We start from the raw sequence: 26347 nt of genomic DNA, 5'->3' as shown, positions 1-26347 counted from the left end.
AGATAAATGTTAAATACTTTAGCTTTTGAGGAATTTTTAACAACACTGCAGACTACCAATAGACACTTAAACTTTTTTTGTTGATTGGAATAAGTGCTTGAGGCATAGAGATGCTATAAGTATTTGTTTAAATCATCTAAATTTCTTGCTGGGTAAAAATAAAGATAAAATGCGAGATTGTGTAAATACACTTTTTGCTGAATATCCAAAGGCTTTTGAGGTTTTGCACATTTTGATTGCGGTGAGGGATAAAAAAGAAATGCTTTTAGATTCTAACAATAGTCTCTGCGCCATAGAATCCTATTTTCATAATGCAGATAAAGCCTATAATTTTATTTGTGAGAGTGGTTTGTGTGAGATTTTTAGCGACAGAAAGATTAAGGATTTGAATGATTTTGTATTTGGCATTGAAGTGGGACTTGATAGCAATGCAAGAAAAAATCGCAGTGGCAATACTATGGAATCTTACCTTAATAATCTTTTTACAAAAGCTAGTTTGCATTTTAGGAGTCAAGTGAGTATTAAAGAATTTGCTGATTTGCACCAATCGTTTGGAACTGATATTAAGAAATTTGATTTTGTTATTTGGGGTGAAAATGTGATTTATTTTATAGAATCTAATTTTTATACAAGTGGTGGAAGTAAGCTCAATGAAACTGCAAGAGCTTACCAAGATTTAGCCTTGAGATTCAAAGTTTTTTCTGCCTATAGGTTTATTTGGATAACAGATGGGCAAGGTTGGTTCAGTGCTAAAAATAAATTTCAAGAGGCTTATAAATCTGTAGAAATCTACAATTTAAGCAATATTGACGACTTCATTCAAAAGGTAAAAAATGAAATCCCTCAATAAAAACTTCTCTCCCATTTTTACAAGTGAAGATTCTCTCTTTAGACTTTATCAAGGAGATTGCAATCAAATATTACCTGATTTTAGAGGAGCGTTCGACCTTATCTTTGCTGATCCTCCTTACTTTCTCTCTAATGATGGCTTGAGTATTCAGAGTGGCAAAATAGTTAGTGTGAATAAAGGGACTTGGGATAGAGAGGATAATATTAATGATATTGATGAATTTAATCAAAAGTGGATAGCAAATGCAAAAATTGCCCTAAAAGATACGGGAAGCATTCTTGTTAGTGGAACTTATCATAATATTTTTTCTTTGGGACGAGTCTTGCAAAAACTTGACTTCAAGATTCTTAATCTCATTACTTGGCAAAAAACTAATCCACCACCTAACTTTAGTTGCCGCTATCTCACACATTCGACCGAGCAAATCATTTGGGCAAGAAAAAGCCCAAAACATAAGCATATTTTTAATTATGAAATCCTCAAAAAGCTTAATGGAGATAAGCAAATGCGTGATGTATGGAGCTTCCCAGCGATTGCCCCTTGGGAAAAGACCAATGGCAAACACCCTACGCAAAAACCCTTAAATCTACTTGCGCGATTACTTTTAATGGCGAGCAATGAAGATTCTGTCATCTGCGATCCTTTTAGTGGAAGCTCCACCACAGGAATAGCGGCTAATCTGCTGAATAGAAGCTTTGTGGGCATAGAAAAAGAGAGCGAATTCATCAAAATATCAATGGACAGAAAAGTGGAGTTGGACAAAAACAGAAAAGAAATAAAATCTAAGATAAAAGACTTGCAAACTTTGGGGTTTAACAGCTCTGCAAGCAATCGCATTATTAATGAGGTGAATGGCATTAATCCCATGGTGTATGATATTACTTCCAAGCATGGGCAGCATTGAATGGGAGTAAGGGAGAGTTAGCTTAAGATTGGATATAGGAGTAAATAATGCAAGAATCAAATACTAAAATCCCACTCAATCAAATCCTTTATGGACCTCCGGGGACGGGCAAAACTTATTTTACCATTAATAAGACTTTAGAAATTCTCGCAAGTGAGGAATATACAAATGCTTTAGGAGACTCAAAAAGAGAGGAAATATTAAGAGTGCTTAATGAGCTAGAAAATAATCCACTTCATACAGAGAGCAGAAAAAGGGCTAGGGAAATTTTTGAAGAATTTAAAGAAAAAGGGCAAATTGAGTTTATCACCTTTCATCAAAGTTATTCTTATGAAGAATTTGTGGAGGGCATAAAGCCTGTTTTAGAAGATGACAATTCGCAAAATATGACTTATGAAGTCAAAGATGGAATTTTTAAAAGGTTTTGTGGTGAGGCTGGAAAAGTTTATGAAGATTCCCAAAAGACCTCGTCTGAATTAGCAAGAGAACAAGATATTGAAGAGCTTTTAGAGCAATATGCTGATTTTGTGCAATCACAGCTTGAAAAGGGGATAAACCCTCCTTATGAGGCTAAGAATTTTAGTAGAAAAACAAAGATGAAAATACAAGGCGTTAAACGTCTAAAAAATGGAGATTTCTCAATTCAGATTGGAACAGGAGATGGGCCCCCCCAGAGCTTAAGTAAGAAGCAAATTATTCAATATTATGAAAAGTACAGAAATGGCGAGATTGATGTGACTGGGATGTTGCCAACAAAAGAATCTCAATCCCCAACTCATGCCAATGCTGGCTACTATGTAGCGCTTTTTGATATGATTATGGAATTTGAACAATCCAATAACTATATTTACCAAAAGCAATCTACACCTATTGATAATAAAATAAAGCCTTATATCTTAATCATTGATGAGATTAATCGTGGGAATATATCTAAGATTTTAGGAGAGTTGATTACGCTTATTGAGCCGAGCAAAAGAGCGGGCAATGAAGAGGCTTTAAGTGTGGCTTTGCCTTATAGTGGTGATGAATTTAGTGTGCCTAAGAATCTTTACATCATCGGCACGATGAATACAGCCGATAGAAGCATAGCCTTGCTTGATACGGCTTTAAGAAGGAGGTTTGAATTTATTGAGATGATGCCTAATCCTGAAATTTTGAGTGAGAATTGCGAGGGAGTGAATTTAAAGCAGCTTTTAGAAATGCTAAATAGTCGCATTGAATTCTTGCTTGATAGGGATCATACTTTAGGACACGCCTTTTTCATAGGTGTTGATAACTTAGGAAAATTGCAAAATGTTTTTGCTAAAAAGATTATCCCGCTTTTGCAAGAGTATTTTTATGAGGATTATGCCAAGATTATCGCAGTGCTTAATAATGGAATGATAAAAATAAAAAAAGTAAAAGCTAAGGATTTGGGGATTGAGTTAAATGATGATTTTAATTATGATGAAAAAGAAATTTACAGCATTACAGAGGCTAAAGATTGGAAAAAAGAAAATTTTCAAAAAATTTATGATGATACTATCAAGCTAAACGACAAAGCTGAACATTCAAACAATGAAAACGAAGAATAATCTTTGTATTGCCGAATGGCAGAGTTTTGGCATTGATGAGATAAATACAATTTGCAAAGATAAGGCAAGGGCTGAAAAGATATTCAAAGAGCTTATAGAATTTGCAAAATATGAGGACAATCAATCTTTTTTAAGGCTTATTAGAAATAACGGCACAGATAAGCTTAAAGCACAAAATTTTGTAGGTTTAATCCAAACAAAAAGCGGTTTTTGTGTGGAAATTTTACCCAAAACTTTTCGAACTGAAAAAGAAGGGCAGGGTTTTAGCGGAGCTTATGAAAAAAATAAAGATGAAGCCAAAGAAATTTTGCTTAAAATGCTAAAAAGCCTTAAAAATTCACCTTTTAAGCAAACGCAAATAAGCACCTTAAGGGCTCAAAAATTTCCCTTGCTTGAAATTTTTATTTTAATGTTTTTAGAAGAACTAGAAAAACTCATTAAAAAGGGTATGAGAAGCGATTATATCAGCAAAGAAGAAAACCGCAAATTCCTTAAAGGCAAGCTGCTTTTTAACGAAAATTTAAAACATAATTTTGCACATAAAGAAAGATTTTACACTGCCAGTGATGAATTTAGCCAAAATATCGCCCCAAATCGCATTATTAAAAGCACTTTAGAGCTTTTAAGCAAGCAAAATTTAAGCCCAAAAACAAGCTCAAGGCTTAATTTTGCTCGCTTTGTTTTTGCCCAAATTTCGCCAAGTAAAAATATAGAGCAGGATCTAAGTAAGGGGCTACAATCAAGGCTTTTCAAGCCCTATGAGATGCTTTTGCTTTGGTGTGAGCTTTTTTTAAAGCAAAAGAGCTTCACGCCTTATCAAGGGCATTCCAAAGCTTTTGCTTTACTTTTTGATATGAATAAACTTTTTGAGAGTTTTGTAGCCCAGAGAATAAAAAAATGGCTTAGTAGTGAGGGTTTTAGGGCAAAAAACCCACATTATCAAACCTCTATGCAATATATGGGCTTAGAGCAAAAAGAATTGCAGATTAAAACCCAAGAAAAAACAAAATTTTTAGCCCAAGAAAGTAATCAAAATGTTTTTCAACTTCGACCTGATATTATCGCTTATGATAAAAATAACACCTTTTTTATCGCTGATAGCAAATGGAAGATTCTCAACGCACAAGATAAACATTATAAAATCTCACAAAGCGATATGTATCAAATATTTGCCTACCTTGCAAAGTATCAATGCAAAAAGGGCTTTTTGATTTATCCACAAATTCAGCAAGATGAGGCTACAGATACTAAAGAGTTTGTATTTAAAGCAAGTATGCTGCATACTAGCTCTTCTCAAATGAGTCTTTATATGCTCTTTTTTCCACTATGTGAAAGCTAAAGCAAAGGCAGTATATTTAAGGCTTTTTATACTTTTGGGCATATCTTAAGCGATGAACCCTTAGCTTTTCTCTAGCAAGTTGCTGCATATCGGGGGCTTCATCAAATTCGTCAATAATCTCTTCTCCTAAAAGTGTCTCAATAGTATCCTCTAGTGTAACAATCCCCACAAATTGCCCATATTGGTCATGTATGACAAAAAACCGCTCATTTGTATTGATAAAGAGACGTAAAATATCAAGCACGGATAAATGTATGTCAATTGTGCGCACATGGTGCATAAATTCATGGATTTTTCTCTCTTTTTGCTTTTTACTCGCGGCTTCTAAAATATCTTTAGCATAGACTATGCCCACAATATCATCGAGGCTTTCTCCATAAATAGGAATACACGAATAATGATAGAGCTTTTGACAACGTAATGCTTGCTTAATAGTGCTATCACCCTGCAGGGCAAAGACAACGCTACGAGGTGTGAGTATATCAGCGCTTGAATGTTGCTTAAGGGTTAAAAGGTTTTCGATGATATTTTGCTCTTTTTTACTGATAGAGCCCTCTTTTTGCCCTATTTCACTTGCGGCTAGAATTTCTTCTCTACTCATATTGTCTTGCTGTTTTTTAGGCTTGACAAAACGTGTGATGAGTTTAGATACCCACACCAAAGGAAAGGTAATCTTTAAGAGATAGTGAATACTCAGCGTTACTATTGGGGTGAGATTTTTCCAATAGAGTGCCCCTAGTGTTTTAGGTAGAATCTCACAAGCATAAATGAGCACAATCGTAAGCGCTGCTGCGCCAAAAGCCTGCCATTGCAGCCCAAAAATACGCGCTACTTCAATACCTACACCTGTAGAAGTGGCTGTAACCCCAAAGGTATTGAGCACGAGTATTGCCCCCTCTGCGTCATCTACATTATTTTTAAGGTGCTGTAAATATCCTCCTATTTTAGGATTTTGCTTTGCATAGGTTTTGACAAAAGAGGGCGTTATGGAGAGAAATACAGATTCCATAACCGAGCATACAAAGCACACAACAATGGCAATTACGCAATACAAAATAAGCAAGCTCATTGTATTTGGCTCTCCTTTTTATTTGTATCGCCTACATTGAGTATGGCATGGCTTACATCATCTAGGCTTACAATACCTATAAGCTCTTGCTCATTTAGCACTGCAAAGAGATGTTCCTTTTTATGGATAAAACGTTTGAGCAAAGGAAGCAAGGGAAGCTCGCCCTTTACTTGTGGAATCTCCCTTGCTATGTCTTTTAGCATAAGCTTTTTCTTACTCTCTATTTTTGCCTTGAAGATATGCTTTGCATAAACCATGCGCGATATGCCATTATGGCTATCATAAAGCGGTATGCGCGAATAACCATTCATAGCCTTTAGGGCTTCTTTAACGCTCATATCCTCACTTAAAGCAAATATCTTTGCCTTAGGGGTCATAATATCTTTAGTTTTTAATTGCTTTTGGGTGATTAAATGCGTGAGGATACTTGCCTCTAGCTCATTAATGCTCCCGCTTTTTTGCCCAAGCTCCATTACAGCTAGCACTTCATCGCGGCTCATTTGCTTAGGAGGGTCTTTGGTAAAAAGGCGAGTGATAAAGTGCGAGATATAAACCAGCGGAAAGCTAATCCAATAGAGCGCAAAAGTAATATAGCATGCGGGCAAGATGAGTTGCTTCCAATAGAGAGCGCCGATAGTTTTAGGCAAAATTTCTGCGATATAAAGCACACTTAAAGTCATACCAAAGGCTACTGCTCCCTGCCAAGCTTCGCCAAAAATCTTTGTCGCTTGCACGCCCACTCCGGAGGCACCCAGCGTATTGGCAAAAAGATTCACAATTAATATAGCCCCAATAGCATTATCAATATTGGTTTTGAGAAATTGCAGGGTTTTGCCACTTTTGGGGTTGGTTTTAAGATAGCTTTCTATAAAGGCTGGAGTAACTGAAAACAATACAGCCTCAAGTATAGAGCACATAAAAGAAATACCGATGGCAAGTAAGAAATATATAAGCAAAAGAGCCATAGAGCCTACTTTGATAATTTACATTAAGAAGTATAAATAATCCATTATAGCATAAATCAAATAATGGCAGCATGGAGAAGAGCATAGGGAGACATTATAGAGAGATTATGGAATGCTAGGGGCTAAAGTTTATCATTATGATATAAATAAACTTGACATTAAATGACTAAACTTATATAATGCAAGTCATATAAAACTTAAAGGAGTTTATGATGAATATATTTGAGAAATTAACAAATCAGATGAAAGAAACTCTTGATAGCGCAGCTTCACTTGCCCTGCATTCTCAAAATCAAGAAATCACCCCTGCGCATATGTATTGGGCGTTTCTTACCAATCATCAGAGCATACTTAACCAAGCTTTAAATAAGATGAATATTCCTAAAGATGCCATAGAGCTTCAAGCAAGAAGTGAAGTGGATAAATTGCCTAAAAGCTCAAGTGTGAGCAAAGAAAATCTTGCTTTAAGTAAAGAGTTATCTTCTGCTTTACATCTCGCTCAAGGTGAGGCGACTAAAAATGGTGATAGCTTCATTGCAGCAGATATTTTCCTCATTGCTAATCTTAAAGAGAGTGCGTTTGTAAATATCTTCAAGCCTTTTGTGGATATAAGCGAGTTAAAGAAGACTTTACTTGCCCTGCGCGGGGAGACTAAGATAGATTCACAAAGTGGAGATGATAATTTAGAATCTCTAGCGAAATTTGGCATTGATTTAACGCAAAAGGCTTTAGAAAATACCTTAGATCCTGTGATAGGGCGCGATGATGAGATTAATGCGATGATGCAGATTCTTATACGCAAAAGTAAAAACAATCCTATTTTATTAGGTGAGCCCGGCGTGGGGAAGACAGCGGTAGTAGAGGGCTTAGCACAGAGGATTGTAGCTAAAAGTGTGCCTACAAGTTTGCAAAACAAAAAGCTCATAGCCCTTGATATGAGTGCGCTCATTGCTGGGGCGAAGTATCGCGGGGAGTTTGAAGAGCGGCTAAAAAATGTGGTTGATGAAGTGAAAAAAGCAGGCAATGTGATTTTGTTTATTGATGAGATTCATACTATAGTCGGTGCTGGGGCAAGTGAGGGGAGTATGGATGCAGCAAATATCCTTAAACCCGCCCTTGCTAGAGGAGAGCTCCACACGATAGGGGCTACTACCTTAAAGGAGTATCGCAAATATTTTGAAAAAGATGCGGCATTGACAAGGCGGTTTCAGCCTATTATGGTGCATGAGCCTAGCATTAATGAGGCATTGCAGATTTTGCGAGGCATTAAGCCTAATTTAGAGGCACATCATAATGTTAATATCACTGATAGCGCGCTTGTGGCAGCAGCGAAACTCTCAAGCCGCTATATTACGGATAGATTTTTACCTGATAAGGCTATTGACTTGATTGATGAGGCAGCAGCAGAGCTTAAAATGCAAATAGAATCTGAGCCCTTAGAGCTAAGCAAGCTTAAAAAACATATAGCAAATCTCCAAGTAGAAAAACAAGCCTTAAATATGGAGAAAAATAACACAAATGAGGCGAGAATCAGTGAGATTGATAAAGAGCTAGAGAATTTACGCGAGGAGAGAGTGGCATTGGAGGGTAAATTTGAGCAAGAAAAGCAAGTTTTTACGAAGATTTCCTCCTTTAAAAGCGAGCTTGATAGCTTAAAAAGGGAATCTGAGCTTGCTAAACGAAGTGGAGATTATAACAAGGCTGCTGAAATTGATTATGGCAAGATACCTGATATACAAGCCCAAGAAGCGGCATTACAAAAACAATGGGAAGATATGCAAAATCATGGCACTTTGCTTAAAAATGCCGTCACACAAGAGAGCATAGCAGGGGTGGTTAGCCGTTGGAGTGGGATACCTATAAAGAAAATGCTACAAAGCCAAAAGGAACGTATTTTAGGCATAGAATCTGAGCTTGCAAAAAGCGTAGTAGGGCAAGATGACGCCATTAGGGCGATTGCTAGGGCTATTAAACGCAATAAAGCAGGTTTAAGCGATTCTACTCGTCCTATTGGAAGTTTTTTGTTTCTAGGTCCTACCGGTGTGGGGAAAACTCAATGCGCAAAGACTTTGGCTGAATTTTTGTTTGATAATGCCAAATCGCTGGTACGTATTGATATGAGTGAATATATGGAAAAACACGCAGTAAGTCGGCTTGTAGGGGCACCTCCGGGTTATGTGGGTTATGAAGAAGGTGGAGTGCTCACCGAAGCCATAAGGCGCAAGCCCTATAGTATTGTGCTATTTGATGAAGTGGAGAAAGCTCACCCTGATGTATTTAACATTCTCTTGCAAGTGCTTGATGATGGGCGATTGACTGATAGCAAGGGGGTAAATGTAGATTTTAGCAACACTATAATTATTTTGACAAGCAATATTGCCAGTGATAAGATTATAGAGATAAGCGATAAGCAAGAGCGACAAAATGCCGTTAAAGAAGCCTTGAAGATGTATTTTAAGCCTGAATTTCTTAATCGCCTTGATGATGTGGTGATTTTTAATCCTTTGGGCTTAGGGGAGATTACACAAATTGTAGATATTATGTTTGCATCTTTAGCAAAACGTGCCCAAGAGAAGAATATCCACATTTCGCTTAGCAAAGAAGCAAAAGAGCATATTGCCGCAGTTGGCTTTGATAGTATTTATGGGGCTCGTCCGCTTAAGAGGGCTCTGTATGAGGAGATTGAAGATAGATTGGCGGATTTGATTTTGCGTGATGAAGTCAAAGAAGGTGATAAAGTAAGCTTTGAATATAAAGATAATATGATTTATGCAAGTATCCAAACAAGCAAATAATATATCTTAAAGCCTACTATATTGCTCAAAATCCCTTGTCTCAAAAGATATACAAAATATTACCTACAATGGCTATAATTAAGCTATTTAGGTAAATATATAAAGGGAGCAAGTATGAATAAGGGATTGATATTTTTATTATGCTATTTTGCATTATGTAATGTAGCCTATGCCCAAGCAGATAGGGCTTCATTAGAGCGCACCCTTGAGGCAAATAATGTGCAGGGCAAAATTATCTCCAATAGCGATTTAGGAAGTGGGCTAAGTATGGTGGTGATAGAGATTAGCAACCAGCATGTCCCATTCCTAGCAACCAATGATGGCAAAATGCTTTTCCAGCCTGATGTATCTATATTCCAAGATAAAAATACGCAAACATATATACAAGGCTTTTATAAAGAATTTTATGCAAAAGAAAAGGTAAATATAGATACGAGATTGCAAGATATATTTAAAGTAAGAAGTGAGCAAGTATTTTCTTTTAAATCCAAAAAGAATACGAAAAAAACCATCTATATTGTCTCTGACCCAAATTGCCCATATTGCCAGAAAGAGTTTGCAAACCTTAACAAACGTTTAGAAGAGGCAAATGTAAAGTTACTTCTTGTCGGGTTTTTGGGTGAAGATTCTATGTTTAAAGTAGCCCATGCCCTCAAAAATAAAACAGGTAATCAAGCCAAAGATATGGCTATGCTTGGCGGACTTTATGCTCCTAAGACTAAAGCCAAGCCTATAGATACAAAAATGGCTAAGATATTAACTCAAGCGATAGCCGATGCGGGCGTGCGCTCTGTGCCTTATATCATTGGGGAATGATAGTTTTTTGCTCTTATAGGGTTTGTTTATTATTTATGCAATGTTGCAAAATATCGTAGTATGGTGCTTTATACTAGTCTTAGTGTTTGATTTTGCTTCAGCTTGTCTTTAGAATGAGAGAATCAAGCGAATAATTGCTCTTATCTAACTGGAGACTCTCTTCACAAACCCACGAGACAATCCCAATCCTATCGTCATCACGAGGCGAAGCCGAAGAATTGCTTTTTGGCTTTCTGTGAATCATTGCTACTTGGATTTCTAGTAGATTCTATCCCGTTGTCATGTCTAGAGCCTGTGAAACAGGCGAAGAATCTCTGTGGGCAACCAGTGATTCCTTGAGAGATTCTTCGCTTTCTTGCGAAATCAAGGACATAACAAACTGATTATTTGGCTTGTATTAGTTTTCTATCCATTCTTGGATTTTCTTATAAAGCTGCACGCTTACACGTTGTGAAGCAAAGGATAGTGAATCTTCCCTATTGCTTGCCTCATAGCTTACATTTGTGCTAAAGATTGGGTTTGAGTGGCAGTCAAATATGTTAAAAAGTATATCAATCTTGGTGTGATTTGGCTTAATATGCTTAAAAGAAACTTCAGTTTGGAGAGTGTGGCTTGCATTATTTTCAAGACGATAAAAATATCCTAATTCTTTTCTTAGATCATTTGTAATTTTTTCATAGGCTTGATTACTTTTAATGCTAAGTTTTGCGCTTGGGAGGGGCATATTGGCATACAGGATAGATTCAAACTCATCGAATGCCCTTGCCTTACTTCCTAAGGTTTGCAGGAGTGTATTATAAAGGCTAAGTTTTTGGAGTGTTTGCTCAAGCTGTGTTTTTTCTTTGATTGAGAGGGTGGGGCATTTATTGGGATTTATGCTATGAAGTGTGGCATAAGTGTTATTAAATGCTTTTTGAAATTCTGCAATAAGCGTTGCTTTTGAGACTTCTGCCTGGACATAAAATTGATTATCCCAAAAAGTGCTTTTTACATACTCAATATTATTTAATTGAATATCTGCACTCTTTAGCATAATATCACTACTAGAGGTATGCTTAAGCTGGGAATCTTGCCTCTGTGTTTGCTGGCTAAATTGTGAGCGCACCTCTACATTAAGCTGTGTAATAATATCATTAAGGGCATTTGCTTTGGCAGCCTCCAGGGTTTTTGCGTTACCAAAGCCTACAAGCATATTTTTATTTATACTCTCTTGTGCGTACCATGATGGATGGGTTGCTAGAGTTTGCTTAAAGCAACCCCCACATAATGCTATAAGCCCGATAAGAAAAATAACGCGCAAAGGCAACATATCAGCTATTATTTGGCAAATTCAGCTTCAATAGCATTTATTGCATTTTGCTTTGCTTGAGGGCTTAATGTGCTTTGATTAATCTCTTTTTTGACATTTGCTTGGAGTTTAGCTTTAAGTTCTTCATTGAGTTTGACTAAAACAAATACCTTTGTAGAATCTGGCGTTACCCATGTGTCCGTTTGCTTCGTACCACTCAATGATTGAGAGACGCTCTGTTTAGTGATTTGCTCGCTTGCTTTTGAGACTTGTGCTTCTTGTGCTGAACTTCCCATATTGACACTTGCTGCTCGTTTTATCACGCCTTCAACTTCAGTAGATACTTGTCTTGCAAGCTCATCTCGCCCAAGTGCCAAGGCTTCTGTGCGCGCATAACCAAAATCACCATTAATAATATCAGCAATACCCACAGCACTCATATCGCCTTGCCCGCCATTAAGCACCCAGTTTGGTGCACCTTTGAGGTTGAGGGCTTTTAAGGCTTTTTTGTCAATCTTTTTTGCACCTTCTCCAAGGGCATTTTCTTTATCTCCACAACCAAACACACAAAGCGTTACTATGACACCAACAAGAAGTTTTATGCTATTTTTCATTTTATCCCCTTTGTTTTAAGATGAATTTACCAAGCTACAGATGAGTTTGAGCCAAGCTTTATGATATTTACTTCATCATCCCATATTACAAGCCCATTTTTTAGGTTTGTAAGCGTGAGGAGGAAGTAATAATCCGTGCGTTGCTTTGATCCAACTTTTGAATTTTTTTGCACGATTTTGCCTGAGAGGGCATATTCGGGTGCTTTAAGCGTGCCTTTTTCAATGGTGGTGTGCTGATCAAACTCATCATCATCGCGCACACTTCGTCCTAAAGCAATGCCCTTATCAGCCCTCTCTCCTACTGCGAGAGTAAGCACAAACTTACCGCTATTACGCATATCACGCGTTATTTTACGAGTAAGTTGGTCGGTATCAATAGTTTGCATAGTGTCATTAATCACACCTGAAATCATCAAAACTTTTGGCGTTTGTGTATTGGTAAGATTCCGCACAGATGCACTCTCAAGCAAGGATTTCACGCTATCATTTGCAGCCTTTTCAATATCATGATAATCTAGTCCCATACTCGTGTATTTTTTAGAATTTGTGCTCTCTATGTATTTGGTTGATGTGCCACAACCACTCATTAGCAGTGCTATTATTAAAAGAAACTTATTCATTGCCCGCTCCAGTTAAGATTCTATAAGCTAGATTTTTACCCTTATTTCTTAAATACACAATATTATCATCGTTTTGACAGAGAGAAATAGATGCGTTTTTTTCTTCATTGTGTAAAGAGTTCCCATTTTTATCGCATGTAAAATGAATGTAATAGATGGGTTGATTATCGACTTTGAGCATAAAGTCTCCTTTATAATTGGGGATTTGCATAGCCAGTATACGTTTAGGCAAGGCAGAGCTTATACGTATATCAGCGCTTGTTGTGAGCATGGAATAAAGCATACCCGCAAGTGCTCCGGTTGCCCCAAGGTGCTCATTGAGTATGGATTGCGTGCTGGCTTTAAGAATAGCTGAAGTGATAGCACGTGTAAGGATAAAGGGAAGCTGATTTTGAAATTCATTGGCAATCACTCCGTCTATATCGCTTATTTCATAAGCAGAGAAAACCCCATTTTCTCCCTCTGCCTGATAGCTTTTAGCACTTACTTCTCCTAGTGCTAGTTTTGGTATGGAAACCCCTACATGAAGGATATTACTATTAATGTAATAGAGCGGTAAATCAAGTGAGATGTCATATTTTGAAGCACTTTTACCATCTTCTATAATAAGCCAAGTGTATTTTTGTGTTTTTTTGGTGTTTTTGCGATTTTGTAAGATTTGCAAGTCCTGATTAATAATAGGCGCATGATTAATGGCATAAGATTCTTTATATAAATCCATGGACTTTGCATAATCCCCCTCTAGCATAAAAAATAGAGCTGAGACATAGCTTATTGCTGGATTAATAAAGTCCTTATAGATAGAAAATTGCTTAAGATTACTATATTGAGATTCTAAAATAGGTGAGATGGAGCTTTGGGAATCTTTTAAGTCAAATTTGCTAAGCGTGGAATCTTGCGCATTTTGCTTTGCCTCTGCTTCAAGGGCTTTTTGTATATCTTTTCTAAAATACTCCTTTGCTCTCCTTTGCCTATCATTTGCTCTGTTAAATTCGACGCGTGCGAGTTGGGAATTGCCTTGAGACATTGCATAGAGGGCTTTGTAGTAATTAAACATAACACCCTCATAAATACTCCCCCTATAGGCTTTGACATTTTCATTCACAAGCACAGCCCCCATATTGCCAATTACCCCTCCCATAAGCCCCTCTGCCTCATATCGGCTAAAAAGCATTTCGCCTTGCTCCAAAGTTTCTAGGAATGTTTGGCTATCTTGTGTGTTTAGGGTAAATGCACTTATTCCGGCTTGTAAATTCCACAATACATCGCCATTTTTTCCACTCTTAGACTTTGCATATTCATAAGCCTCTTTATCTTGCCCATTGTAGTAATATCTATTAAAGGTCTCTAAATCGCTATGGTGTGAGCATGCACTTATAAAGATAAGATTCCCTATCATAATAAGTGAAGCAAGAAATATCTTAATCACTCTACTTAAGCCTTGTGCTGGAAATATAGAATGCTTAAATTGTAAGGATTAAAAATTAAATTCACTTTAAATTCACATTGTTTGAATACTATCACGCGTTTTTATCATCATAATTTTATATGTTTAGAGGGAAAGCAGTGAAGTGGTTAGAGTGGTTATGGTTATTTGGGGTATTGCTCTTATATATGGGGTGTAGCACGAAGATTCCCACATTAGAAGAAAGTGCCAAGAGTACGCATATTCCGACAAAATTTAATAACGCCGTATTGAATAACGCTTCTGCTACAGGGGAGCAGCAGAAGCCATTGAGTAATGCACAAGAGAAAGATTCTCATATAGAGCAGTTTATGAAACTCATTGATGATACGCTTTTGCATAATATATTGCATATTGCTTTAGAGAAAAACACCAATGTGCTAACGATGATTTCTCGCATTAAACAAGCGCAATCTCAAATGAAAATCAACACCGCAAGTATGCTTCCTACGATTAATGGAGGGCTAAACTCAAGCTATATAGATAACCGCACCCTCTCTCAAAGTACGATTGTGCGACCGGGGGCAAACTCTATTAATGCAAGCGTGAGTATGAGCTGGGAGCTTGATTTATTTGGCAAGCTTTATGCCCTAAGACAATCAAGCAAAAAAGCCTATCTCCAAGCCCAAAGTAATCTCTCTTATGCGCAAATTACGCTTATGGCTGAAGTGGCGACTTTATATTTCACACTGCGAGATAATGCCCATTCTTTGAGCATTGCTAAAGCGACTTTGGCTAATTTAGAGCAAATTGAAGAGATTAATGCCGATAAGCTAAAGCTAGGGCTTATTGATATTAGCACGTATCAGGGCTTTGTGGCAAATACCACCAATGCAAAAAATACCTATGAATCTTTGCAATATACATTTGAGCAAAATAAAAATGCCTTACTTGTGCTTTTAAATATCCCGCTTGAAGAGCTTAATCAAAAGGTTGATTTCCTTGATTATAGCACGTGGGATTTCCCGCATATTGCTCCATTTTATGTAGATAAAATGCCAAGTGATGTGCTGCTTTCTCGCCCTGATGTGCAGGCAAGTATGTATGCTTATCATGCCCAACTTTATAGGCAGACCAATGCCAATGCTGCAAGATTGCCTAATATTTCTCTTAGCGGCTCAATCGGGCAGGTTTTATATAGCAGCACTCAAGCAAACTCTATTGTGTATCAAATTGCTAATTCTATTACCGCGCCTTTGCTGAATAGAACTTCACTCAAGCAAAATTATCTTATACAAAAAGAGCTAAGCAATGAAGCCTTTTATACATTGCAAAATAATATCAACACCGCTTTAGGCGAGATAGAAAATGCACTTTTTGATGTAGATTCTAAAAAGCGTCAGTTAGAGAATACGCAAAATGTTTATGAAGTGGGAGCAAAGGCTTATGAAACAAATAGTGCGAGAAATACGCAAGGTTTGCTTGATAAGAATGATTTTTTAGGGCTTGAAAATACATATTTCAATCTCAAAACCCAGCTTTTCAATGCTAAAACCAATGAGATTCTCTCTGTTATCACGCTTTTTAAGGCTTTTGGCGGGAATCTTGGGCTAAATACTTCATTACAAGGGAGCAATAATGAATCTTTATCAAACCCTCAATAATAAAAAAGGTAGTAAAAAGAGGCTTACACCCCTTGCATGGGTGATTATAGCCGTTGTTGTGGTAATTTTAGGAATATGTGCATTTATGCTTTATAACTTTTTCAATGTGAAAATCACATATGAGACTACTTCACCCACGCGAGGCAATATTCAATCAACCATTTCAGCCTCTGGCTCGCTCTCTCCTATGAATGAAGTGGAAATTGGGAGTGTGATTTCAGGGCTTGTGCTTGAAGTGCTTGTAGATGAAAATGATGAAGTCAAAGAGGGGCAAGTTTTAGCACGTATTAATCCAGAGACGATTAATCAGCAAATTGCCAAATATCAAGCCCAGCTAAATTCCGCCCAAGCCCAGCTGAAAGCAGCCGAGCAGACTTTGGCAGATAGAAAATGGAATTATGATAGATTAAAGGAGCTTTATGAAAGCACAAATGGCGCTTCTCCCTCACTCCTTGAATTACAAAATGCCAAGACAAATTATACTTCCGCACGTTCTGATGTGGATATTAGACGGGCTTCTATTGCGGAGATTCAAACAAGTATTGAAAGCTCTAAGATTGATCTTAAAAATTCAGAGATTGTCTCACCTGTTGATGGTATTGTTTTAACACGTAGCGTTGAAGTAGGGCAGAGTGTGGCAGCAAGTTTCCAAGCCCCTACACTTTTTAAGGTCGCAGAGAATCTCGCAGAAATGCAGCTTTATGCAAGCATATCTGAGGCAGATATTGGTAAAGTCAAAGAGGGGCAGGAAGTGATATTCACCGTAGATGCCTATCCAAGTAGAAACTTTCACGCAAAGGTTAATCGTGTGAATTTTGGTTCAGGTGATGGCAGCACTTCAAGTAGCTCAAGCACAACCTCAAGTAGCACGATTATCACTTATCGTGCCAAAATCGAAGTAGATAACCAATCGCTCCTTTTACGTCCAGATATGAGTGCTACGGCTGATATTATCATTGCTAAGGCAGAAAATGCGCTCCTTGTACCAAATTCTGCGCTTTATTTTGATTTAAACAAAACGCTTCAAAAGACAAATAATAAAAAAAGCTCATCTGCACTTAGCTCGATGTTCACTCCTCCTGCACGTCCTAGAGCACAAGTTAATAATCAACAAAGGCGAGAGCGCGGTAAAAGCGGGACATTATGGATACTTAATAAAAATGGCGAAGCTGAATCTGTGAATGTAGAAGTGGGTATTACAGATGGGAATTATGCGCAGATTCTAAGCGGTATTGATGAGAATACATCGATCATCACCGGCGTGAAAGTCCAATAAGGAAAACAAATGCAAGAGCATGAAGAATTCATTGTCTTAAAAGATGTGCGTAAAACGTATGGCAAAGGGGAGGGTGCATTTGAAGCGCTTAAGGGGGTAGATTTACAAATAGATAAGGGAGAGTTTGTCGCCCTTATGGGACCTAGTGGTTCGGGTAAATCTAGCCTTGCTAATATTTTGGGCACACTTGATGTAGGCAGCAGTGGGGAATATTTATTTTGCGGGGTTGATGTGTTTGGGCTTAGTCAAAATCAACGAGCTCTCTTGCGCCGTAATTATATTGGCTTTATTTTTCAAGGATTTAATCTCTTAGCGCGTACAACGGCGTTAGAGAATGTCGAGCTTCCCCTTATGTATCGCGGTATCAAAAAAATAGAACGTGAGAAAATCGCACTTGAAGCCCTTGATAAAGTGGGTTTAAGGGATTGGGCAAGTCATACAAGTGCTAAATTAAGCGGGGGGCAACAGCAGAGGGTAGCCATTGCACGTGCTATTGCCTCCCAGCCCTTATTTCTCCTTGCTGATGAGCCCACGGGGAATCTTGACACAAAGCGAAGTGTGGAAATTATGGAGATTTTAAGAGATTTAAATCAAAGCTCGGGCATTACTATCCTTATGGTAACCCATGAACCGGATATGGCGCGTTATGCGAGCAGGGAATTGCATTTTTTAGATGGGCGCTTGGTGAGTGATTCTAAAGCAGATAAAGAAGAGGGGGCATAATGATAATTAATGCCTTTGTGTTAGCCTTGCGACAGATTAGCAGGAATTTTTTACGTGCATTTCTTACTATGCTTGGTGTGATTATCGGTGTGGGAGCGGTGGTTGTGATGATAAGCTTAGGAAATGGCACTACCCAAATGATAAGTGATAGAATCTCATCTTTAGGGAGCAATCTTTTACTCGTATTTCCTGCTCGTGCGATGAACCCAAGCGGTGTGAATCTCCGCCGTAATTTCAGTATGCAGGAAGTGCAAAGTGTGCAAAGCCTCTCACAAGAATATATTGAAGCTGTCGCTCCTATCGCACAAAGCTCTCTTATGCTGCAATATCAATCACAAAATACCACAACTCAAGTACAAGGCGTAGATGCTGCCTTTTTTGAAGTAACACAATGGGATACCACAGAAGGAAGGGGCTTTGAGAGTGATGAATATCGCGTAGGGAGCAATGTATGTATGATTGGGGAATCTGTGCGTAAAAATCTCTTTAATCAGCAAAATCCCCTTGGGCAGAAAATCCGCTTAAATAATATCGTGTGTGAATGTATAGGAGTTTTAGAATCTAAAGGGCAGGGTGGTATGGGTAATGATCAAGATGATGTAGTATTGCTACCTATGAAAGCATTTTTACGCTCTGTTTCAGGGAGCAATACACTTTTTTATGTCAATCGCATTATGCTACGTGCTAAAGATGGGGTAGATTCTGATGAAGTGGTAAGGAGTTTAACCAATATCTTGCGTCAAGTGCGTAATGTACGCCCGGGAGATAAAGATTCATTTGAAATTATGGATACAAAGCAAGTTGCAGAAACGCTCACTTCTACGACAAAAACGCTTACTGCGCTTTTGGGACTGATTGCGGGGGTGAGTTTGATTGTAGGGGGCATTGGGATTATGAATATTATGCTTGTTTCTGTAACTGAACGCACTAAAGAAATAGGAACGCGTATGGCTATTGGGGCATTGCAGAGTGAAGTGCTTATGCAGTTTTTGATAGAGGCAATTACTTTAAGCTCTCTTGGGGGCTTGGTTGGTATTTTATGGGCATTTTTTGCTTCATTATTTTTAAGCCAATATATGGGGATTCCATTTATTTTCGACTTACCTACTGCCATTATTGCCTTTATATTTTCAGCATTTATTGGCGTGCTTTTTGGCTATTTACCAGCAAGCAGAGCCTCAAAGCTTAATCCTATTGACGCACTTCGCCACGAGTAATGATATATAGCATTACTTTTTAGCGATAATAGTACCAAAATTCACCCATTTAAAGAGTACTTCAACCCCGCTAAAACCCACATCTTTAAGCATAGCAATATTTTCATCAAGGCTAAAGGGGATAAGCACATTCTCTAGGGCTTCGCGCTTTTTACTAATTTCACTTTGGCTATAGCCTTGCTCTCTTTTATAGTGTAAATATCGCTCTATCATTTGCTTATCGAGGATTCTATGCGGGGAAGTCATTTTCTCACTCAAAAAAAATACGCCATTTGGCTTGAGGGCATTATATATCTTTTCTAGGAGAGCATAGCGCTGCATAGGGCGGATAAATTGAAGCATATAATTTGCAATAATAATATCTGATGGCAAGAGCTTACATCTGAGTATATCCTCACATAAAAACTCAATGTTTGCTCCATACGCTTTGGCTTTTAGAGCAGCTTTTTGAAGCATTGCTTGAGAATTATCAATCCCTATAAGTATGCTTGAGCTAGGCATAACTTCATGGAGGGCTAGGAGTGTCGTGCCTGTGGAACTCCCTAAATCATATATACGCACATTCTCTGCGCCCTTTATATTTATTGCACAAAAATCCACAATAAGCCCCAAAACCTCCCTATAATGCGGAATAGAGCGCTCAAGCATATCATCAAAAACACTTGCTACTTGCTCATCAAATTCAAATTGTTTATAGGGCTCTTGGGTGAAGATTTTATCTTTCATCATTGCTAAACTAATCTTGCTTATACAAGCTTGGCTTTGCCTTCAATAGGAGAGCTCGCACTTGCATAGGGCTTGGCTGGTATGCGCCCAGCGAGATAGCAAAGTCTGCCAGCTTTTATCGCATATTTCATAGCTTCTGCCATAAGAGTAGGGTTATCGGCAAGGGCTATGGCAGTGTTTGTTAAAACCGCATCAGCCCCTAATTCCATAGCTATGCTTGCGTCACTTGCACAGCCCACTCCCGCATCAACAATAAGGGGTACTTTAATGGCTTCTTTGATAAAGGTAATATTATAGCGATTCTGTATCCCAAGTCCGCTTCCAATGGGTGCTGCAAGGGGCATTACCGCGCTTGCCCCCGCATCTTCTAGTCGCTTTGCCATAATGGGGTCATCATTGGTATAGCTTAAGACACAAAAGCCCTCTTTGGCAAGTATTTCTGTCGCTTTGAGTGTTTCTATAATGTCAGGGTAGAGCGTTTTTTGCGTATCACCGATAATTTCAAGCTTAATGAAGTTAATATTTGTAGCTTCCCTCATTAAGCGAAAAAGCGTGATAGCTTCTTTGGCATTCACACAACCAGCAGAATTAGGCAGAAATTGAATGTGAGTATCTTTAAAGACTTCAAGCAAATTTTCACTTTTATTATCCATAATATTCACACGCCTTATGGCAACGGTGATAATTTCCGCTCCGCTTGCGAGCGTTGCTTCTTTGGTGGCGCTAAAATCTTTGTATTTACCGCTTCCTACGATGAGACGGGAGTTAAAGCTATATGAGCCAATATGTAAAATATCATTCATTGTATTTCCTTATAGAGTATGTAAGTTTTGAAGCGATTTGATAAGTGTAAGGGGAGTTAGCGCATAAGAGGCACGAGACTTGAGTGCAACTTTGCCCGCGAGTGTATGGGCAAGTGAGCCTTGTATAGCCGCGCACAAGGCGTCATAGCCTTGTGCTAAAAGCGCGCCTATGAGACCTGATAGCACATCGCCACTCCCACCTTTTGCAAGTGCATTATTCCCTAAAGGGTTGATATATACACGCTCACCCTTTGCTATAAATACATTTGCTCCTTTAAGCAAAAGTGTCGTGTGGGGGTATTTTTGCGTAAATGCAAGCATACAATCTAAGCGTTTATTTGCAGAATATTCACCCAAATCGCAGAGCTGAAGTAATGAAGCAAATTCTTTAGGATGGGGGGTTAGCACAATTTCTCTTGTGAAGTCTAGTCGTTGTTGTTTGAGGCTTTCCTCAAGGAAAGTTTTTATCACAGGGGTATGAAACACATCAGCATCAAGCACACAAGGCAGAGTGCTTTCACATAAAGATTCTAAACTTTGCGCAGCTTGTTGCACACCTAGCCCCATTCCAAGGGCAATGGCAGTGCTTTTTGGGGGTAAATTATGCTCTTGCATAATCTCAAATGGTATATGGCTTAGGGGCTCTTTTGTAATAAGACTTACTAGCCCAGCTCCAAAATGCAGGGCACTCTGCGCGCTTATGATACTTGCCCCAGATTTCTCACCGCTAAAAATTGCTAAATGCCCATAATCGCCTTTATGTGTGTTTTGCTTCAAACGCAAGGGGAGAGAGAGGTCTGTATCTTCAAGCATTTTTATATTGGAATGTATTTCATAGCATTTTGGACTTAAGCCAAGTTTGCCTACATGGAGTTTGCCTACAAAATCCTTTGCCCTATCGCTTAGACATGCAAGTTGAATAGCCCCCATACAAAGTGTATGATGAGCCTTAAACACAAAGCCCTCATTATACTCGCTAAGCCCACTAGGAATATCACAAGCAATGTGAATACGCGCTGCATTTTGAGCTAGAGCCAATGTATCACTCAAAGCCTTCTCTAGTTGCCCTTTTAAGCCGCTGCCTACCACACAATCTACTACTACATCACAGGGCAGAATTTTTTTAATAAATTTAATATCACATTCGCGGGCTTGTTCATAAGTTTGCTTACAGAGGGTGGTTTTAGGCTCTTTAAGCTGCATAACGCGCACATGATAATCTCCGCTTAGTCGCCTAGCAAGGCTATAGCCATCACCGCCATTATCGCCGCCTCCGCATAAAATGGTAACAACACTGCCTTTATGTGTGAGGCTACTAATGAGATACTCTAAAGAGGCGGCGGCATTTTCCATAAGGATTTCGCTACTTAGATGGTATTTTTCCCTTGCTCTTTTATCTAAAAAGGTAGTGCTTTGATAGACATTTTTCATACTTTATGCCCCATAACGCGCACTTAAGGCGGCTACAATAACACTTACAATATCATCTTCGGGTTTAGATTGGGGTGTAGGCATAAGCTGCTCTAATTTACTCTCTATATAAGAGGTATCAAAATGCCCCCTTCTAAAGTCCTTATCATTGCAAATATTTATAAGGAAAGGGATCGTTGTTTTCACGCCTTTAATGGTGAATTCACTTAATGCGCGTGCGAGTTTATTCACAGCGAGATTGTAACTTGAAGCCCGAACAATAAGCTTAGCTACCATAGAATCATAAAATGGAGGTATCACATAGTCTTTATAAATGCAGCTATCTACACGTACAAAAGGTCCAAGTGCAGGGTAATAAGTGGTAATTTTACCCGGATTTGGCACAAAGTCATTTGCTACATCTTCAGCATTAATCCGCGCTTCAATGGCAAAGCCCTGTGCGTGTATGTCATGTTGCGTTAAATCTAGGATTTCCCCTTGTGCTATACGAATCTGCCTCCCTATGAGGTCATAGCCTGTAATCTCTTCTGTAACGCCATGCTCTACTTGTATGCGTGTATTCATTTCCATAAAATAAAAGTTATTGTTGTCATCAAGCAAGAATTCAACGGTGCCGGCATTGGTATAGCCTGCGGCTTTAGCTGCAGCTACGGCAGTAGCTCCCATTCTGCGACGTAAGTCATCACTAATTAAGGGGCTAGGGGCGATTTCTATAAGCTTTTGATGACGTCTTTGGATAGAGCAGTCACGCTCTAGGAGGTGAATGACATTTCCATAATTATCTGCAAGAATCTGAAATTCAATATGTCTAGGATTAAGCACATATTTTTCCATAAATACATCATCATTTTTAAAAAACGCCATTGCCTCGCGTTTGCAGGCATTAAAAGATTCTAGCAAATCCTCTTCTTTCTCTACTACGCGTATGCCTCTTCCCCCGCCACCACTACTTGCTTTGAGAATGATAGGATAGCCGATTTTTTGAGCAAATTTAGCTATTTCTCGAGTAGAGTATTCATTGAGCGGTTTTGTGCCCGGGACTATGGGGATTCCATTTTTTTGCATAATTTCTCTAGCGGCATTTTTATCCCCCATTTTAGCAATGGTTAGGGCATCTGGACCTATCCATGTAATGCCCGCTTCTTCTACCTTTTTGGCAAAGGTGGCATTTTCACTCAAAAACCCATAGCCGGGGTGAATAGCATCAACTTGGGCATGTAGAGCCGTTTCGATAATCAAATCCGCATCAAGATAGCCTTTAAGGGGGTCATCGCTGATTTCATAAGATTCATCAGCCATTTTGACATGGAGGCAGTCTCTATCAGCCCTTGCATATATTGCTACGCTTTTAATATGCAAATCTCTGCAAGCACGGATAATGCGCACCGCAATTTCACCACGATTGGCAATCAGAATTTTATGAAACATAATGCCTCCTTTGTGGAATTTTGTGGAATTATGGTTAGTGTTTATAGGCTTTTATGGATTTTTCTAAAATTTCTTGGGCGCATTGCTTGTCTTTATATTCTTTAACTTTTACCCATTTGTTTGGCTCTAAAGTCTTGTAGGTTTCAAAGAAATTTTTGATTCTATCAAGTGTAATTTGTGGCAAGTCTTCTAAGGATTGAATCTTATCAAATGAGGGATCGATTTTAGAGATAGGCAAGGAAAGGAGCTTCTCATCCATTCCGCTTTCATCTTCCATAATTAATACTCCAATGAGCCTAGAGGTAATCATACTTCCTGCTTGAAGTGGATAGGGATTTAACACAAGCACATCAACAGGATCACCATCATCTGCAAGTGTATTAGGCACGAAGCCATAATTAGCGGGATAAAACATAGCACCATACATCACCCTATCTACGACAACCAAGCCACTTTCTTTATCAACTTCGTATTTGATATTTGAACCATATGGAATCTCAATAATGACATTGACTTTATTTGGATTTTCACCTACGGGTACTTTGGCTAGATTCATTACTGCTCCTTTACATTTTACTTTACATCTGCTTTGTTTGCATTTTGCTTTTATGTATAGGGGGCGATTATACCAAAATTCCTATTGTCTTAAAAGAAAAATACAATTTGTGCCTTTGTGTTAAAGCCCGGCTCATAAAGCGCACTTCCACTTTCTCTTGAAAATAGCTCTTTTGCAGGGCTATAGGGATTAACATAAGTTCTATTAGTGATATTTAAAAATGCTAAACGGAAGCTAAGGAAAGATTTTAGGTCATAAGTCAAATAGAGATTGTGTATATCATAGCCCTTTTTATTAACAGATTCTATAGCATTGTAGTACATATTGTAGCCTTGATAGTCTATACCCTCCACATAGCGACCTATATAGAGAATCTGCAATTGTGGCAGGGCATTAAAGGGGCGCATACCTATGCTTGCATAATAGCTCCTCCCACTGATTGCACCAAGCTCAAAAGTATCTGTTATGAGGTGGTTAGCATATTTAGGGAGGCTTTGGGCAATGCCTATATGCACATCAAAAAAGCTAAAATCCAAGCCTATATTTGCCTCATATCCTAGAATCTGCACAGCTCTAGGCATATTTTGCCTATACATATCCTCATGCTCATGCCCATCAGTTATGCTATGGTTATGCTCTGTGGCGTCATTTGTGTAGCTATTGATAAAATGTTTGAGATGTTGATAATACAAGCTTGCATGCGCGCTAAAAAAGCCATTATCATAATCTGCATTAAACTCGGTGTTATACATACCCTCTGCTTTGAGTGTAGCAATATAAGCATGGGAATTAGAGAGCAAAGAGGCATCAAGAGGCATGGCTCCACGTGTATTGTAATTATGAGTAAATTTAAAGCTAAGGTCATTACTAGGCGTATAAAGGAGTGAGATATAGGGACTAAAGCCTTGTGTGTGATGAGTGCTATCAAATTTATCAACATACACGAAGTAATCATAACGCGAGCCTATATCTAAACTTAGAGAATCTAGCACATTAAAGCTAGCCCCTATATATCCTCCATAAATTGAGCCCAGCTCACGCCCGAGATTACCATGCTCAAGGCTATGGTCTGTGAGATTATGAGCTTTGGTGTGCATAAGTTGGTAGTTTAAGCCATATTTGAAATAATGATGTGAGTCACCAAAATAATGCCTAAAACCTAAATCGCTTCCAAGATTTAGAAGGCTTAAATCCATAGCCCCCTCCTCATCGCTAATGGCTGTAAGCGTATCTGTAGGTGAGAGGCTAAGGGATTTATGAGAGAAGTAGTTATTCCAAGTGAGCTGAAAATGTTCATTTTGTATATATTCATATTGCACACTCGCATTATGGGCATTGAGTGTATTTTGAAAAAGTGCGGGATTTGGGGAGAGAATGACATTTGCCCCATATGGTGCTATAGAATCAATATGGTTAAAATGATAATTTACATTTATGCTGTGATTATGTGCAGGGAGGTAGGTAAGCTTAAAGGTGGCATTATGTGTTTTAGATTCTGAAGAGGGCACTCTCTCTGCGTTACCTGCATTGTAATAAGGAATATTTTCAAAGCTATATCCTGCGAGCAAGCCAAGATTTTCCCTAAGGAGAGTATAGGCTGCAAGTGAGGTATCCACACCCCTATTGCTCTGCCCCCCTAGGGCTAAATGTGCTCCATAAGTGTTAGCATTTTGCAGCATATCAAAGGCATTTTTTGTGGTGATGTTAATACCTCCAGCGATAGCCCCTGCGCCATTTTCTACACTCCCTAAGCCCTTTTGTATCTCTATATTTTTGATAAGAAATGAATCAAGTATTAAATTACCCTGATGATGAAAGAGATTGCCATTTTGAGCAATGCCATCCAATCTCACATTAAACATTCTATCTTCAAAGCCCCTAACATAGAGCTTTTGGGCGATTTGTGCACCCCCGCCAACTTGAATCTCCGCACTTTTATTAAAGATTTCACTTAAATTATAGGCTTGAGTATTAGCGATAAATGTATCATCTATTATGCTGATATTGGCATTACTTATGGGGTGGGCTAGGGAAATAAGCGGGGAGAGTTTGGCTGTATCGTGCCCATCATTGCGCTTCTCATCGTGTTTCTCTTGGGCTAAAAGAGAGCTTGCAAGTATTGAGCTAAGCGTAAAAGCATAGAGTGGGGTAAAGAGCGTGTGAGTGTTTTGCATAACAAACCTTTATGTGAATTTAGTCTAAAAGAAAATGCAGATTCTATCACATTTTATAAAATGTAGCAATACACTTTCTAAGATGTGATAGAATGTTGCTTTTAAATCAA

General features: G+C 38.5%; 20 protein-coding genes and 3 pseudogenes. 11 read left to right on the top strand and 12 right to left on the bottom strand.

The genetic code is table 11. The features are described 5' to 3' along the window. The first annotated feature begins 6 nt into the window (after positions 1 to 6). From CQA63_RS04690 to CQA63_RS04675, 5 genes and pseudogenes are all read left to right on the top strand, one after another. A pseudogene (locus tag CQA63_RS04690) lies at positions 7 to 850 on the top strand (type II restriction endonuclease). Further along, positions 834 to 1649, top strand: a pseudogene (locus CQA63_RS04685) (DNA-methyltransferase); the annotation flags it as partial. The pseudogenes CQA63_RS04690 and CQA63_RS04685, both read left to right, overlap by 17 nt. Positions 1650 to 1804: 155 nt before the next feature. After that, positions 1805 to 2134 (top strand): annotated as a pseudogene (locus tag CQA63_RS10605) (hypothetical protein); the annotation flags it as partial. 6 nt (positions 2135 to 2140) lie between these two features. Continuing rightward, entirely contained in the window at positions 2141 to 3328 is a 1188-nt protein-coding gene (locus tag CQA63_RS10390) for an AAA family ATPase (RefSeq protein ID WP_170128370.1), read from the top strand. Continuing rightward, on the top strand, positions 3312 to 4667 hold the full coding sequence (locus CQA63_RS04675) for an McrC family protein (protein ID WP_104700235.1): 1356 nt from the start codon (positions 3312 to 3314) through the stop codon (positions 4665 to 4667). The genes CQA63_RS10390 and CQA63_RS04675 overlap by 17 nt, the downstream gene beginning before the upstream one ends. Before the next feature lie 16 nt (positions 4668 to 4683). On the opposite strand, the gene CQA63_RS04670 is transcribed toward CQA63_RS04675, so the two are convergent. Further along, positions 4684 to 5736 (bottom strand): CNNM domain-containing protein, encoded by a 1053-nt coding sequence (locus tag CQA63_RS04670; protein ID WP_104700234.1) that lies wholly within the window; start codon positions 5734 to 5736, stop codon positions 4684 to 4686. Beyond that, positions 5733 to 6701 (bottom strand): CNNM domain-containing protein, encoded by a 969-nt coding sequence (locus CQA63_RS04665; protein WP_104700233.1) that lies wholly within the window; start codon positions 6699 to 6701, stop codon positions 5733 to 5735. Before CQA63_RS04665 ends, CQA63_RS04670 begins: the two co-directional genes overlap by 4 nt. A gap of 212 nt (positions 6702 to 6913) precedes the next feature. Here CQA63_RS04665 and CQA63_RS04660 point away from each other — a divergent pair, with 212 nt between their 5' ends. Together CQA63_RS04660 and CQA63_RS04655 are read left to right on the top strand one after the other, a co-directional pair. Further along, positions 6914 to 9496: an ATP-dependent Clp protease ATP-binding subunit gene (locus CQA63_RS04660; RefSeq protein WP_104700232.1), complete on the top strand. Its 2583-nt coding sequence runs from the start codon at positions 6914 to 6916 to the stop codon at positions 9494 to 9496. Positions 9497 to 9610: 114 nt separating this feature from the next. Next, positions 9611 to 10312, top strand: coding sequence for a thioredoxin fold domain-containing protein (locus tag CQA63_RS04655; RefSeq protein ID WP_104700231.1), 702 nt, complete (start codon positions 9611 to 9613; stop codon positions 10310 to 10312). A gap of 397 nt (positions 10313 to 10709) precedes the next feature. On the opposite strand, the gene CQA63_RS04650 is transcribed toward CQA63_RS04655, so the two are convergent. The 4 genes from CQA63_RS04650 to CQA63_RS04635 are packed head-to-tail and all read right to left on the bottom strand — an operon-like array spanning position 10710 to position 14263. Further along, complete coding sequence (locus CQA63_RS04650) at positions 10710 to 11621, bottom strand: LPP20 family lipoprotein (RefSeq protein WP_104700230.1); 912 nt, start codon at positions 11619 to 11621, stop codon at positions 10710 to 10712. A gap of 8 nt (positions 11622 to 11629) precedes the next feature. Beyond that, on the bottom strand, positions 11630 to 12214 hold the full coding sequence (locus CQA63_RS04645; RefSeq protein ID WP_104700229.1) for an LPP20 family lipoprotein: 585 nt from the start codon (positions 12212 to 12214) through the stop codon (positions 11630 to 11632). A gap of 26 nt (positions 12215 to 12240) precedes the next feature. Beyond that, entirely contained in the window at positions 12241 to 12834 is a 594-nt protein-coding gene (lpoB, locus tag CQA63_RS04640) for a penicillin-binding protein activator LpoB (protein WP_104700228.1), read from the bottom strand. After that, positions 12827 to 14263 (bottom strand): COG3014 family protein, encoded by a 1437-nt coding sequence (locus CQA63_RS04635; RefSeq protein WP_233706635.1) that lies wholly within the window; start codon positions 14261 to 14263, stop codon positions 12827 to 12829. Before CQA63_RS04635 ends, lpoB begins: the two co-directional genes overlap by 8 nt. A 137-nt stretch (positions 14264 to 14400) precedes the next feature. On the opposite strand from CQA63_RS04635, the gene CQA63_RS04630 reads away from it, so the two are divergent. The 4 genes from CQA63_RS04630 to CQA63_RS04615 are packed head-to-tail and all read left to right on the top strand — an operon-like array spanning position 14401 to position 19119. Further along, positions 14401 to 15903 (top strand): TolC family protein, encoded by a 1503-nt coding sequence (locus CQA63_RS04630; protein WP_233706634.1) that lies wholly within the window; start codon positions 14401 to 14403, stop codon positions 15901 to 15903. Further along, positions 15878 to 17179, top strand: a complete 1302-nt coding sequence (locus CQA63_RS04625) for an efflux RND transporter periplasmic adaptor subunit (RefSeq protein WP_104700226.1) — start codon at positions 15878 to 15880, stop codon at positions 17177 to 17179. Before CQA63_RS04630 ends, CQA63_RS04625 begins: the two co-directional genes overlap by 26 nt. Before the next feature lie 9 nt (positions 17180 to 17188). Beyond that, entirely contained in the window at positions 17189 to 17902 is a 714-nt protein-coding gene (locus CQA63_RS04620; RefSeq protein WP_104700225.1) for an ABC transporter ATP-binding protein, read from the top strand. Beyond that, the gene (locus CQA63_RS04615; RefSeq protein ID WP_104700224.1) at positions 17902 to 19119 is read left to right on the top strand and encodes an ABC transporter permease; all 1218 of its coding nucleotides are present in this window, start codon (positions 17902 to 17904) and stop codon (positions 19117 to 19119) included. Before CQA63_RS04620 ends, CQA63_RS04615 begins: the two co-directional genes overlap by 1 nt. 12 nt (positions 19120 to 19131) lie before the next feature. On the opposite strand, the gene cmoA is transcribed toward CQA63_RS04615, so the two are convergent. From cmoA to CQA63_RS04585, 6 genes are all read right to left on the bottom strand, one after another. Then, complete coding sequence (gene cmoA, locus CQA63_RS04610; protein WP_104700246.1) at positions 19132 to 19845, bottom strand: carboxy-S-adenosyl-L-methionine synthase CmoA; 714 nt, start codon at positions 19843 to 19845, stop codon at positions 19132 to 19134. Positions 19846 to 19865: 20 nt separating this feature from the next. After that, entirely contained in the window at positions 19866 to 20648 is a 783-nt protein-coding gene (locus CQA63_RS04605; RefSeq protein WP_104700223.1) for a thiazole synthase, read from the bottom strand. A 9-nt stretch (positions 20649 to 20657) separates the two neighbouring features. Continuing rightward, positions 20658 to 22079: an NAD(P)H-hydrate dehydratase gene (locus CQA63_RS04600; RefSeq protein WP_104700222.1), complete on the bottom strand. Its 1422-nt coding sequence runs from the start codon at positions 22077 to 22079 to the stop codon at positions 20658 to 20660. A gap of 3 nt (positions 22080 to 22082) precedes the next feature. Then, positions 22083 to 23507 carry an acetyl-CoA carboxylase subunit A gene (locus CQA63_RS04595; RefSeq protein ID WP_104700221.1) on the bottom strand — a complete coding sequence of 475 codons (1425 nt, stop codon included), beginning with the start codon at positions 23505 to 23507 and terminating at the stop codon, positions 22083 to 22085. Positions 23508 to 23541: 34 nt separating this feature from the next. Beyond that, entirely contained in the window at positions 23542 to 24063 is a 522-nt protein-coding gene (ppa, locus tag CQA63_RS04590) for an inorganic diphosphatase (protein WP_104700220.1), read from the bottom strand. Between the two features lie 89 nt (positions 24064 to 24152). Next, positions 24153 to 26237: a TonB-dependent receptor plug domain-containing protein gene (locus CQA63_RS04585; RefSeq protein ID WP_104700219.1), complete on the bottom strand. Its 2085-nt coding sequence runs from the start codon at positions 26235 to 26237 to the stop codon at positions 24153 to 24155. Positions 26238 to 26347: the final 110 nt, after the last annotated feature.

Source organism: Helicobacter marmotae, assembly GCF_003364255.1.
Lineage (GTDB): Bacteria > Campylobacterota > Campylobacteria > Campylobacterales > Helicobacteraceae > Helicobacter_C > Helicobacter_C marmotae.
This window is presented reverse-complemented; position numbering and strand designations above follow the sequence as displayed.

Excerpts from the sequence above, each read along its gene's own strand:
- CQA63_RS10390 (WP_170128370.1), top strand. The coding sequence starts at position 2,141 with ATGACTTATGAAGTCAAAGATGGAATTTTTAAAAGGTTTTGTGGTGAG.
- CQA63_RS04675 (WP_104700235.1), top strand. The coding sequence starts at position 3,312 with ATGAAAACGAAGAATAATCTTTGTATTGCCGAATGGCAGAGTTTTGGC.
- CQA63_RS04670 (WP_104700234.1), bottom strand. The coding sequence starts at position 5,736 with ATGAGCTTGCTTATTTTGTATTGCGTAATTGCCATTGTTGTGTGCTTT.
- CQA63_RS04665 (WP_104700233.1), bottom strand. The coding sequence starts at position 6,701 with ATGGCTCTTTTGCTTATATATTTCTTACTTGCCATCGGTATTTCTTTT.
- CQA63_RS04660 (WP_104700232.1), top strand. The coding sequence starts at position 6,914 with ATGAATATATTTGAGAAATTAACAAATCAGATGAAAGAAACTCTTGAT.
- CQA63_RS04655 (WP_104700231.1), top strand. The coding sequence starts at position 9,611 with ATGAATAAGGGATTGATATTTTTATTATGCTATTTTGCATTATGTAAT.
- CQA63_RS04650 (WP_104700230.1), bottom strand. The coding sequence starts at position 11,621 with ATGTTGCCTTTGCGCGTTATTTTTCTTATCGGGCTTATAGCATTATGT.
- CQA63_RS04645 (WP_104700229.1), bottom strand. The coding sequence starts at position 12,214 with ATGAAAAATAGCATAAAACTTCTTGTTGGTGTCATAGTAACGCTTTGT.
- lpoB (WP_104700228.1), bottom strand. The coding sequence starts at position 12,834 with ATGAATAAGTTTCTTTTAATAATAGCACTGCTAATGAGTGGTTGTGGC.
- CQA63_RS04625 (WP_104700226.1), top strand. The coding sequence starts at position 15,878 with ATGAATCTTTATCAAACCCTCAATAATAAAAAAGGTAGTAAAAAGAGG.
- CQA63_RS04620 (WP_104700225.1), top strand. The coding sequence starts at position 17,189 with ATGCAAGAGCATGAAGAATTCATTGTCTTAAAAGATGTGCGTAAAACG.
- CQA63_RS04615 (WP_104700224.1), top strand. The coding sequence starts at position 17,902 with ATGATAATTAATGCCTTTGTGTTAGCCTTGCGACAGATTAGCAGGAAT.
- cmoA (WP_104700246.1), bottom strand. The coding sequence starts at position 19,845 with ATGAAAGATAAAATCTTCACCCAAGAGCCCTATAAACAATTTGAATTT.
- CQA63_RS04605 (WP_104700223.1), bottom strand. The coding sequence starts at position 20,648 with ATGAATGATATTTTACATATTGGCTCATATAGCTTTAACTCCCGTCTC.
- CQA63_RS04600 (WP_104700222.1), bottom strand. The coding sequence starts at position 22,079 with ATGAAAAATGTCTATCAAAGCACTACCTTTTTAGATAAAAGAGCAAGG.
- CQA63_RS04595 (WP_104700221.1), bottom strand. The coding sequence starts at position 23,507 with ATGTTTCATAAAATTCTGATTGCCAATCGTGGTGAAATTGCGGTGCGC.
- ppa (WP_104700220.1), bottom strand. The coding sequence starts at position 24,063 with ATGAATCTAGCCAAAGTACCCGTAGGTGAAAATCCAAATAAAGTCAAT.
- CQA63_RS04585 (WP_104700219.1), bottom strand. The coding sequence starts at position 26,237 with ATGCAAAACACTCACACGCTCTTTACCCCACTCTATGCTTTTACGCTT.